At 39.8% G+C, this 11,066-nt stretch carries 13 protein-coding genes; all 13 read right to left on the bottom strand.

What is annotated here, in order from left to right; all coding sequences use genetic code 11:
* Positions 1–303: DUF7079 family protein (locus JMX93_RS06860; RefSeq protein ID WP_499204275.1), on the bottom strand; the 303-nt coding region annotated here is incomplete at its 3' end.
* Between the two features lie 315 nt (positions 304–618).
* Positions 619–924: a hypothetical protein gene (locus JMX93_RS06855; protein WP_499204274.1), complete on the bottom strand. Its 306-nt coding sequence runs from the start codon at positions 922–924 to the stop codon at positions 619–621.
* A complete protein-coding gene (locus JMX93_RS06850; RefSeq protein WP_499204273.1) occupies positions 872–1,108 on the bottom strand; it encodes a hypothetical protein in 237 nt (78 codons plus the stop codon). Before JMX93_RS06850 ends, JMX93_RS06855 begins: the two co-directional genes overlap by 53 nt.
* A 21-nt stretch (positions 1,109–1,129) precedes the next feature.
* Positions 1,130–1,402 (bottom strand): hypothetical protein, encoded by a 273-nt coding sequence (locus tag JMX93_RS06845; RefSeq protein ID WP_499204272.1) that lies wholly within the window; start codon positions 1,400–1,402, stop codon positions 1,130–1,132.
* The gene (locus JMX93_RS06840) at positions 1,395–1,988 is read right to left on the bottom strand and encodes a DUF2345 domain-containing protein (RefSeq protein WP_499204271.1); all 594 of its coding nucleotides are present in this window, start codon (positions 1,986–1,988) and stop codon (positions 1,395–1,397) included. The genes JMX93_RS06845 and JMX93_RS06840 overlap by 8 nt, the downstream gene beginning before the upstream one ends.
* A gap of 118 nt (positions 1,989–2,106) precedes the next feature.
* A complete protein-coding gene (locus tag JMX93_RS06835; RefSeq protein ID WP_499204270.1) occupies positions 2,107–2,853 on the bottom strand; it encodes a hypothetical protein in 747 nt (248 codons plus the stop codon).
* 327 nt (positions 2,854–3,180) lie between these two features.
* Positions 3,181–3,705 (bottom strand): hypothetical protein, encoded by a 525-nt coding sequence (locus JMX93_RS06830; protein ID WP_499204269.1) that lies wholly within the window; start codon positions 3,703–3,705, stop codon positions 3,181–3,183.
* On the bottom strand, positions 3,702–4,217 hold the full coding sequence (locus tag JMX93_RS06825) for a hypothetical protein (protein WP_025652068.1): 516 nt from the start codon (positions 4,215–4,217) through the stop codon (positions 3,702–3,704). Before JMX93_RS06825 ends, JMX93_RS06830 begins: the two co-directional genes overlap by 4 nt.
* A gap of 200 nt (positions 4,218–4,417) precedes the next feature.
* Entirely contained in the window at positions 4,418–5,095 is a 678-nt protein-coding gene (locus JMX93_RS06820; RefSeq protein WP_499204291.1) for a DUF2345 domain-containing protein, read from the bottom strand.
* A 250-nt stretch (positions 5,096–5,345) separates the two neighbouring features.
* Positions 5,346–6,059 (bottom strand): GAD-like domain-containing protein, encoded by a 714-nt coding sequence (locus JMX93_RS06815; protein WP_499204268.1) that lies wholly within the window; start codon positions 6,057–6,059, stop codon positions 5,346–5,348.
* 18 nt (positions 6,060–6,077) lie between these two features.
* The gene (locus tag JMX93_RS06810) at positions 6,078–7,382 is read right to left on the bottom strand and encodes a polymorphic toxin type 15 domain-containing protein (protein WP_499204267.1); all 1,305 of its coding nucleotides are present in this window, start codon (positions 7,380–7,382) and stop codon (positions 6,078–6,080) included.
* Positions 7,379–10,060, bottom strand: a complete 2,682-nt coding sequence (locus JMX93_RS06805) for a DUF2345 domain-containing protein (RefSeq protein WP_499204266.1) — start codon at positions 10,058–10,060, stop codon at positions 7,379–7,381. Before JMX93_RS06805 ends, JMX93_RS06810 begins: the two co-directional genes overlap by 4 nt.
* A 152-nt stretch (positions 10,061–10,212) precedes the next feature.
* On the bottom strand, positions 10,213–11,049 hold the full coding sequence (locus JMX93_RS06800; RefSeq protein WP_499204265.1) for an OmpA family protein: 837 nt from the start codon (positions 11,047–11,049) through the stop codon (positions 10,213–10,215).
* Positions 11,050–11,066 lie beyond the last annotated feature (17 nt).

The raw sequence follows: 11,066 nt of genomic DNA, 5'->3' as shown, positions 1-11,066 counted from the left end.
CTTATAATACTTTACTAAAAATTCAGATTTTAATTTATATATTTTTTCATTATTATATCTTGAGATATGTTGTTCAATTAATGGTGCAATAGTGTCAATCTCGAAAAAAGACCATACAATTGGTATTGAGCTTGATAGATTTGGTGAGCAAATAGGAGCAACTTCGTAAAATAAAGAATGTTCAATAATATTTAAAGAATAAGACTGAGTTTTTCTTGCAATAGCATCGTAATTTATTTCTTTATCAATAAATAAGTCAGATAGTGCTGACCATAATTCTCTTTTCTCTACAATACTTTCCATGTAGTAAACTCCTCTGCCTCTTCATATAAGGTTTCACCTACTTCCGAACCTATTAGTCCTCCTATCACACTACCAACTAGTATCACGGCAACGAAGCATATAGGTGCCCCAGGCCCACAGATCATTGATGCTCCCATTCCTGCAAGTGCACCTCCAGCTAGACCACCACCGATAGTGCTACCTTGAACAAATGTCTCCTTAACTTTATTTTCTGCGGTAGCAATGTAATAGATTGCTAAGGCGGCGGTAACTACCCAAAGAACCTTACCTAATATCTTTAAACGTTTTACTTTTACTGTGACGCTTTTACGATTCCTACCAGAAGCTTCTATAATATGATATTGTACTTTTTGTTTTTCTGCTGAGCTTAGTTGAATAAATTTTTTCTGAATACTTATCTAGTAAATCTTCTGTACTAACTCCGACTTTTTTTATTTTAATTACCCCAGCCTGACTTTGTGCTGATGTTATACTCCTTGTTTCTTCCATAATTATGTTGCGCATTTCACTACTGTATTTTAAAATTTCTACAAAAGTAATCTTTCCACTATCTACTGCCTTTAAAGTTTCATTGGAAATTTCTTTTATTTTTTTTAGTATAGTTAATTCTAGTATTTTCATCTTTTATGAAATCTTTAGCGAACCTAGAAGCTGAACTTTCAAATGCTTTGATGGAATGGTCAAGTACTTCTGTCCCATCAACAAAATTAATATTATTAATTTCTGCTTGTTTCTGTAGATAGGCTTTATCTTTATAAGTGCCCAAATTTCCATAATCACTGAAACCTGTATAACTACTACTCATTAGAAATTGTCCTTAAGCTCATTATTCAGATAATAAGTTTAATAGTTCATCTACTAAACTAGATTTAAGTTCATTAATTTCTTCATAAAAAATTTCAAATTTTTCAACATCTTCTTCATAAATATCTTTAAATTCGACATAACTGTTTTCATTAAATTTAGAATCAATAACCTCACCAGTATTAAGTGTCAAGCTACACTTCATACCAGCAATATCTAAATTATTTTCTTCAAATGCAATCCAATCGGGTTTCCTAAGTATTGATTCTTTTAAAGCAATCGTTTTCTTAGGCAACCCCGCCAATCCCCGCCAATCCCTGCCCATCCATCCCGCCGCTATCACGACTATGCTTACCAGCTTTCTCCGTAAACTGCTTTGCCACTATCGTGATATCAGCACCATCAAGCGTAATACTAGCACCACCAGCCGTCAGCGTAATTTTATTGGTAGCTACTATTTCAACGGCTTTGGTCGAGGAAGCAATGTTGACATTCTGCTTAGCCGTTGCTTCCAGTTTGCCTGTATGCGCTGAGAGGGTGATGTTGTCTTTTGCATTGGTCATACTAAATTGACCATCTGCTATGAGGTTTAGGGATTCACTACTGATTTGTTGGTGACTGTCACCACTACTGATCATCATATTTTGCTGAGTGGTCGTAATCATCTCACCCATACTTCTGTGAATAAGCGTATCGTCACTGACGTAGCTGCTGTCCGCTGCGCTATCGATCAGCGTGTAAGGCGTTGTTTGATGGGTTTTGGTTTGCTGTTCCTCTGCGATATTTTCTAACTGGGTCTTAATTGCTTTGTGGTCATTGACCTGTATACCAAGTCCTGTTGCCAGTTGCGTTAAGCGTTCCGCTAAGTGCTGACCACCCAATGACGTTTGGGTGAGAGTCGGGGTATGCTGTTGATAGTTGTGCTGTCCTGCTTGCGCGTGGGTTTGTTCCTCGGCGATAGTCTCAAGTTGTGTTAAGCGTTGTATTCATCATTTAAACTTAGGAACATAAATTTGTATCTTGGCATTTTATCCAACCATCTATCTTCTGGTTGTTTTTAATACAGTTTATTTTCAACCAGCCTGATGAAACCTCAGTAACAATAAAATTAACGCCTGTTATCAAATAAATAGCTGTATCTGTATAGCTCGGAATGTCATTTAATATAGTTTTCTTTATAACATGACCATTAGTTAGAGTATTATTCAACCAATCATTAAAGAGACCCGACTTTAATGATTTTTTGACATCTCCTTCAGTTTTATAGAGATATGTGTTCAGCTTCTCATTAGTATTATTGTTTAATAAATCACCTCCGGAACCAAAAAAATGGCTTATTTTTTCATCGAAATCACATTGGTATTTAGAGTCACATTTATAAGCAAGGGTTGAGTAATACTTTGAATAATTAATATAGGGGTGATCTTCATCTCTATAATCCTCATTATAAGATATACCTACTAATATATATTGCTTTCCTTTTATACTGTGAGAGAATGCAAATTCTAATTTTGGTATATCGTTTGGTACTTCAATCGTATCAAAACTAATTTTACTACCACTACTATTTTCAATAAATAATTTTAGACTTTGATCTTCTTTGATTGATGTTATATGCAGATGATCATCTACTTGGTATTTTTGATCCGAAACATAACTATGAATAGAGCACGAAACTGATACTAATAAAGTTGACAAAAAAATCGCGATAATTGGAAAGGTATAATTCTGGAAATCGCCACTCATAGGTTTAAGTTCCACTGTTTGAAAAGCTTAGATTCAGGATTGTCAGAATATAGTTGTGTAGCAGTTATTTCAATAAGATTTCTAGAGGTGTTCTCGTACTGTTCTATTGCTGATTCTAGAGTAATTTTATCTTCTAATTGTGTCTCTGTTTTAGCACAAGCTGGTACTGAAAATATAATTAATATTAATGAAAAGAATATAGTTTTTTTCATGGTATACATCCATCTTCAATAGCTTGAAATAATAATTTTTTGTAATGATCTTTTATACTGAAATTGAGATACAACTTTGAATAGCTTGCAGAAGTTAAAACTTTGAATAACAAAATTACTTTGAAATATTCTCTTTATATGCTCGCAATGCCCTTGTTGTAACCAACAAATCAAAACTACTGTTTAAGTAGTCTATTTGATGAAGTTTATTTCTTTCTTCTTCAGGTATGTTGTTAATATAATTAACATTACCTATAAAGTCATAAGGCATTAGAGTTTTAAATAAGTGTTCGGCTTCCCTGCGAGTAAAATAATCTATATTACTATCTAAAGCTACAGCCAAAATGTATTCTCTGGGTGTAGCACCATTTTGTATCAGACAAATTTGGTCATTTATATTACTACGATATATTATATAAGCATTGATAGTATTTTCAGAAAATTTGCTCATAGCTTTTAAATCATCTAGTTCAGGATCTTTAATAGAGTTTTTATCTTCTTCACACAAATCTACTGCATCATTCATAGTTTGAACTGCTCTATCTAGAGCTAAAGAATGTTCACTAGCACCTATGAACTGTGAACACGAGATGCATAACAATGTCATACTCCATATTAATGATAATTTAATATATTTCATGGCATACATCCTTCAGCAATAGCTTTAAAGAATTTTATTTCATTATTGTGTTTAGAATAGCCATCAGATTCTAATTCTAAAATAGCCCGATAAGCATCCTTTTCAACCATGTTCCTTTTTATTTGATCAACACTACCCATTGCTTCTGCAAATAATACCCAGTTAGCTCCGTCTATTTTTCGAGGAGCAGGTTTTATGGCTGCTTCTAACTCTGCTTTTGCCGATATACCCCAAATTGAGTTAATTGGTATTCCAGATGATGTCCTCCCGCCAGCAGGTCTTTTTGTAAATAAGAGTCCTGCAAATGCGGCAGGTAAAATTTTACTTAACCAGCTAGCTGATTCTATACGTGAGTCTATACTTTCAAGCCACCTCAAACTTATGTCACTAAACACTAAATTATTAATAATAGGACAAACCTTTAAGTTTGAGTTTCTTCTGGTTATTTTTACATCTATATTATTGCCGTCAGCAGTTGTTTTGCCACTCGACTCTTTACGCATAATCTGCATAACTACTAATCTCCAATCGTTGATAGATAAAGATGAACATTAAAGTTTTCTTCTATCGTTGATACTAAATCTTCAGTCTCGCCTTCAGAATTAGTAATACCAAAATAGAGCAGTTCCTTTACTTCAGATACTGCACGATAATGAACATGACTATAAGGGTTACCATCATCATCAGTAAACTTAAATTTAACTTTATAAAGTTAAATAGATCCCCAAGGGTCTTCATTTCTTAGATGCACTTTAATCTTATTGGAGTCAGAACTATAGAAATTCTCCGTACTTCCCTCAGCATCAGTTATACCTTCAAAGGTCTCTTTCGTATCCTCATTAATTGCAATATAAGGAGTATTGGCATAAGCAATTTCATCATCGTCAGCGAATTTAAATTTTGCTTTGTACATTGCACCAACCGCTAAGCTAGGCAACCCCGCCAACCCAAGCCCATCATTTCCACCACCAGCCTTACTATGCTTACTACCTTTCTCCGTAAACTGCTGCGCTGCAATGGTAATATCAGAACCATCAAGCGTAATACTGGCTCCGCCCGCCGTCAGCGTAATTTTATTGGCAGCTACTATCTCAACTTCTTTAGTTGAAGAGGCGATGTTAACATCTTGCTTTGCCGTCGCTTCAAGCTTGCCTGTATGAGCGGAGAGGGTAATGTTCTCTTTCGCATTAGTCATACTCAACTGACCATCCGCTATGATATTTAGAGACTCACTACTGACTTGGCTGTGACTATCACCACTACTTATTATCATGTCTGCTTGAGTCGTACTGATCATCTCACCCATTGACCGCTGAATGAGCGTGTCTGCACTGACGTAACTGCTATCCGCTGCGCTATCGATTAGCGTGTAAGGTGTTTGCTGATGAATTTTAGGGTCTTGTTCCTTGGCGATACTCTCTAACTGAGTCTTAATCGCCTTATGGTCATTAACCTGACGTCCTAACCCTGTTGCTAGTTGTGTTAAACGCTCAGCTAGCTGCTGACCACCAAGACCAGTTTGGGTGAGAATCGGAGTGTGGTGTTGATAGTTATGCTGTCCTGCTTGCGCGTGAGTTTGCGGCTGAGTGGAAAGGACTAAATTTAAAAAACCACCCGAAGGTGGCTTATGTCATTATGAATCATTTCAAATTATCTAAATCAGGCAAAGTTGAAGTATCTTCAACGCCAAATGCCATTTGTCCCAACTTCTTAAAGTCTATGTATTGGATTTCAATCAAGTCGGGTAAAAGATTGAGATGTACAAAGATATTCATCTTATCTATATTTTTGATAGAAGCATTGTCACTAATAGCAAGGGCAGGGACAAAGCCAAACATTTCATCGTATTCAAGAGCGCCAAACTTCTTGATACAGCGTTTGAATAGTGGTTTGTCGTTGTTGTCATATATATCTGTATGATCTAGCTTACTAAAACCAAAAAATAGCTCTAACTTTTTATCTGCGTACCCTTCTGCAATATCTTTTTTGTCTCCTTCTTCTTGATATACCCAACCACGAGTCGGAGTGATTGTATAGGCATGACCTGTTTTTTCTCCCCAAACGTAGAGCTTGCCAAAGCCACTACGAGCGATCACATAATAGTTATCTTTCCGCGTGATTTCTTCATCTAGCCAGATAGCTAATTCATCTTCATAATCAGCAGGATTAACCATCCAAAACAGCCCTTGTTTAAAGCGACAAAAACCAAAATGCTGCCAATAGAAAAGAAGTCTATTAGGCAATTTACCACGATAATAATCTAAGGTAGCTTGATCAACCGGTTGTTGCCAATCAGGTTGACCGAATTTTTCTAAAAAATAATCAAATCCTTCATCTATTACATATTCACTCATTACAACTTCCTATTTTAATTATTTACAACGGTTTAATTCTACCTTCATTTTGGTTTGCCCGCCTTGGGCTTTTTGTGCTTCTTTAGCCGCTTTGTCCATCTCTGCCACTCTATGTTTCCACTGCGAACCAATGGAGGAATTGACATCGCCACGACCTAGTCGATTAATTTTATCTTGCCCACCTGCTACCATGTCAGGGTCATGTAGAGCATGCAAATCGGATACAATCACTTTGGTACGGGATTTAGCTAATTTTTCAGACTCTGCTAATGACTTACCCTGCCTTTGATAGCTTTTTTCCAATGATTTTTGAATATTATTTTCATATTCTCTTCTAGCATCTGCCTGCGCCCCATTACTTTTCGGTCTGCCATGCGTTTTAAAGGCATCACGACCTGTCAAATACTCATCGACAGTAAGGTTGTTCAGTCCAGCTTCTTGGTCTTTTAATTGACGATAATATTCTTTTTCTATATTTGCTTTATCCTTAGGACTTTTATTTATTTTCTTTTTTAAGCTATCCCCTGGCTTAAAGCACTTCGGCTTATGCTGTTTCATAACTCCTTTTCTAGCAGGTCTCGACGTGATACTACTATTATGATTAACCGTTTCACCAGAAGCGTTCCTGTTGGTTGAAGCTAAGGCTGTTCTGGGTTTTGTGCCAGCAGCTTTACCAACGCCTGCATGATTAACACTCGCTGTAGCCGGTGTCATTTTCGACCAGCCATTTATCTCATTAATAATTTGCTGAGCGAAACGATCAAAGTCTTTTTGAATTTGAATTAACTTTTGCTTATTAGACTTACTTAAACTATTGAGAAACTTAGGGGTCAAGATACTGTTAAGTAAGCCTTTTAGTTTACTGACATCTAACGCTTTCTTTAGCGCTTGCTCTGCATTACCTTTACCAAATTTTCTGATAAAGGCAAATAGATCAGCAGGGTTTTTACCGCCAATCTTGATAGCTTTAATAGCACTTTTAACTGCATCACCAAAGACTGGTATCAGCCCTATTAATGCTGCTATGAGTAAGAACCATAATGTAATATCGGAGGGTTTATCTTTAAGGCTCATGACGGATTTAATAATGTCTCTAGCATCAATAAGCTGTCCTGCAATAGGAACTGCACCGATCACAATTTCAGCAAATAGTGCCCAAGACGAGGTGTTTTCACCTGCTAGAAACGAACCAGCTTCTTTTTTTAATTCATCAAACCAGCCTGTGGGCTTTTCTTGTTTGGCTTTCTTATATTTTTGAGGAGTGTAATCCTTCCCTATGTTACTAATCCCTAGTGCGCCGCCGCCAAAGCCATTACTACTCATATATCATCCTCCATATCTATATCAGGCTTGAAGTCAGCAGGGTCTTCACCATAATAAACATGAGCTTGACCCTTAGGCACACCTTCTAAGCGAGCAAAGCCATTTTCATCTAAAACGCCTTCTCTGACAGAGCCATCTGCGAACTCAACTCTATAAGGCGCACCGCTTACTGGAGTCTCATCATCGTGTAGATAGTTAAGCTCGATAAAGGTTGGTGGTTCATCCAAGATATTAGAAGGTAAGCCTGATACAAATTGACCATCCACTCCACCCCCAGCCTTACTATGTTTCACCGCCTTCTCCGTAAACTGATTCGCTGTTATCGTAATATCAGTACCATCAAGTGTAATACTGGCTCCGCCAGCCGTCAGCGTAATCTTATTCGTCGCTACTATCTCAACCTCTTTGGTCGAGGAGGCGATATTCACATCTTGCTTTGCAGTGGCTTCTAGTTTCCCTGTATGAGCGGAGAGGATGATATTCTCTTTGGCATTGGTCATACTAAACTGACCATCGGCTACTATATTGAGTGACTCGCTACTGACTTGGCTATGACTATCGCCACTACTTATCATCATGTTCGCTTGAGTAGTAGTAATCATTTCACCCATTGACCGATGAATGAGCGTCTCGTCACTGACGTAGCTGCTGTCCGCTGCGCTATCGATCAGCGTGTAAGGCGTTGTTTGATGAGTTTTGGTTTGCTGTTCCTGTGCGATGGACTCAAGTTGTGATTTAATGGCTTGATGGTCGTTTACGTTCCGTCCTAACCCAGTTGCCAGTTGCGTTAAGCGTTCCGCTAAGTGCTGACCACCCAATGACGTTTGGGTGAGAGTCGGGGTATGCTGTTGATAGTTGTGCTGTCCTGCTTGCGCGTGGGTTTGAGCTTGAGTAGATAGGACGAGTGCTTCACCGGATTTTATATTGATTTGGGCATTGGTAGCCGCATTGATGCCTTGACGTTTGGCGCCATCTTTTGCTGGATTGATAACCCCCATTTTTAGACTGGCGGATATCCCAGCACTGTCTACTTTTAGCTGAGAGTAAGCTTGTTCTGTCCGATGGTCGGTGATCCATTCTGATAAACCGTTGCCCGTGTTGCGATAGCCGCTCTCAATCGCTTGTTCGTTGTCCGTGGTAAAGAGGCTAGGGCGGGTAGAGGACAATAGACTACCCGTATTAATCAGATGCTCGCTATCGCCGATAGACTGCATCAGGGTTTGGTCGTCCGCTCTATGGGTGAAGTGTGTGCCATAGTTAGCGCCAGCTTGCGCCTCCAATCGGTTGATAGGCTGAGCTGGACTATCCAGTAAGTAGCTGCGTGTGGGCGTCATATGGTTACGGCTATCCATCTCATTTTGCATTTCAGTGATACCCGTCATCGGCGGTAGGGCATGTCTGCTATATAGATGACCGACCCATGGGGTATCAGCGGTAATGAGGCGCAGCTGAGTTAAATGAATGCCAGCTGCTAATGTTGACGCATGACGCTGATGATGGCGTGAGCTTTGGGTCAGCCCTGTGACATGCGCTAGACTATTGCGTGCCAAATGAACGATATGGGTAGCACGGTAGTGTTGATTGAGCGCACTGTGATCGACAAGCATAAAAGTATCAGCAACACTCAAATCCGTAGCATGGGCTAGCGCATGATAGATGCTATATCGATTTTGATGACTGTTTGCCACGATAATCGCTTCATCAATGGTTTCAGTATCTGTTACTGGCGCAAAAGCGGCTGGAGTATCTAACGTGAGTGTGTGGTTATTCGAATGGCTTATTTCATCAGGGTTATTGCTCATCACAACGTCAGCGGACTGTGTTGGGTGTGAAACACTGCTGCTATTAAAACGCTGCATCGTTACTGAGTTTGGTTGGGTGATGACCTGCTCACTCAGTGCTAATACTGGTGCCTGCACACGGTCGTGTAACACTTGCTGGTAACGCAGCGCGCCAATATGTAAGCTGATTCCATCGCTATCACTTGGATCTGCGGTGGTAATAATGAGCTTTGGTGGACTGTGCTCATCCGTTTGCTCATGGCGCAGATATGCTGTCAGTCCTTGACGTGAGAGGCGCTCGCAAATATGTGTCCAGTCGCTTATTTGCCACTGGGTCATGCGTGCTGGTGTCCAGTTAGCATCTTCACCATTGTTACTGTCATCGATGATTTCTATATCCAGCGTAGCCATGCGCTCAGCTACCATAGCTTGTACGGTCAAATCAGTATCAATATGACCGCGTATATGCTGATGCAGACGATAAGTGATGGGCTGTGCAAGCAGGCGATAATAGCCGTAGCTGCCATCATGATCTAGCTGATGCACAGCCGTTATATACAGATGACGAAAGCTTAGGCCACTTGGAATATCAAAGCTCAACGTCAGAGGGCTACCGATGAGGTGGGTTAATGGCGTAAAGGGAGGGTGATGCCGCTCATGGATATAAACGTGTAGCACATAGGTATCGATACCGTGCTGCTGGTGTTGGTGATTACCATTAGGATTTAGTTGAGCAATGATATCGGCTTCATCAGAGCTATGCATGAGCTTATCTTGCCATGCACGATGAGCATTGATGTCTTGGCGAGCGCTCGGATAGGGCGCTTGAGTGCTGCCTTCACTGGCATAGAGCCGATCAGGATGCATAGGCAGCACGGTATTGGTCAAGCGTAGCATAATCATGTCCCTATTTTTTTAGCAGTGGCTCTCTTTTAGCATTGTTATCTCTAGTAGCAATGACAGCGTATTGTTTAGCATTGTCACTACAACTAAGCACTTCACCGTCATTGCTTAGTTGCCATTATCGTCATACGTTATATATAGTGATGCTATTCATTAAGGGTAAATTCGATACGGCGGTTGCGAGTGCGGCCTTCTTCGTTATCGTTACTAGCAATAGGATCTGAGTCTCCTTTACCAGTGGTACTGAGGCGAGCCGCATTGATATTTCGACCGATCAGGTATTGTTTGACCGCTTCTGCACGCTTATTTGATAGGGCAAGATTGGCAGTAGAATTGCCGATATTGTCGGTATGACCTGTGATAAGAACAGGCTTATCACCTACTCGCTGTAACACCCCTGCCATATCGTCTAAGATACCAAGGCCCATAGGCGTTAGATTGGTGCTACCAGACTCGAACTCGACAATACGGTTGCCTAAAGTCTCATCTATGAGGCGTTGTTCACCTTCTACCACGACCAGCTGATTTTCTAATTGATAGAGATCAGTTAGGCGCGAGTGAATACGGTTTTGAATAGCTTGCTTTTGTTCAAGGCTGCTTACCTTGCCATGTAAGCTAATGGTCGTACCATGAATGTCAATACGCCCTTGACGAATGTTAGAGATGTCGCTATCAATGATAGTCGTGGCTATCTGTTGCCAGTTGGTCGGTATACTGATATTCGAACGTACTTCGATTTCATCTCTGACAGGTTTATCAGGATACTGTGCTTTTAGCTTGTCGAGCAATTGCTGTTTGTCTGAACTGGTAGCGACCACACCTTTGATGACCACTGGCACATTTTGTGAGTTATTTGTCACATGAGCGTCGTTATGTTCTGCAAATACAACGGCGCTCATAGGAAGAGTAATAGCCGCGGCTAATAGCAGGTTTTTCGTGTGGTTTGTTAGCTTGGGTTTTGTCATTCTGGAGAGGACTTTCATTCAAGTACCTTTTTAAT

The sequence above is a fragment of the Psychrobacter muriicola 2pS genome, from assembly GCF_904846535.1.
GTDB classification, from domain to species: Bacteria; Pseudomonadota; Gammaproteobacteria; order Pseudomonadales; family Moraxellaceae; genus Psychrobacter; species Psychrobacter aquimaris.
The sequence above is the reverse complement of the archived record's forward strand: the minus strand, read 5'-3'. Positions and strand labels throughout refer to the sequence as shown.

Bases quoted from the DNA above. Each gene is read 5' to 3' on its own strand.
- JMX93_RS06855 (WP_499204274.1), bottom strand. From the start codon at position 924: ATGAAAATACTAGAATTAACTATACTAAAAAAAATAAAAGAAATTTCC.
- JMX93_RS06850 (WP_499204273.1), bottom strand. From the start codon at position 1,108: ATGAGTAGTAGTTATACAGGTTTCAGTGATTATGGAAATTTGGGCACT.
- JMX93_RS06835 (WP_499204270.1), bottom strand. From the start codon at position 2,853: ATGAGTGGCGATTTCCAGAATTATACCTTTCCAATTATCGCGATTTTT.
- JMX93_RS06830 (WP_499204269.1), bottom strand. From the start codon at position 3,705: ATGAAATATATTAAATTATCATTAATATGGAGTATGACATTGTTATGC.
- JMX93_RS06825 (WP_025652068.1), bottom strand. From the start codon at position 4,217: ATGCAGATTATGCGTAAAGAGTCGAGTGGCAAAACAACTGCTGACGGC.
- JMX93_RS06815 (WP_499204268.1), bottom strand. From the start codon at position 6,059: ATGAGTGAATATGTAATAGATGAAGGATTTGATTATTTTTTAGAAAAA.
- JMX93_RS06810 (WP_499204267.1), bottom strand. From the start codon at position 7,382: ATGAGTAGTAATGGCTTTGGCGGCGGCGCACTAGGGATTAGTAACATA.
- JMX93_RS06805 (WP_499204266.1), bottom strand. From the start codon at position 10,060: ATGCTACGCTTGACCAATACCGTGCTGCCTATGCATCCTGATCGGCTC.
- JMX93_RS06800 (WP_499204265.1), bottom strand. From the start codon at position 11,049: ATGAAAGTCCTCTCCAGAATGACAAAACCCAAGCTAACAAACCACACG.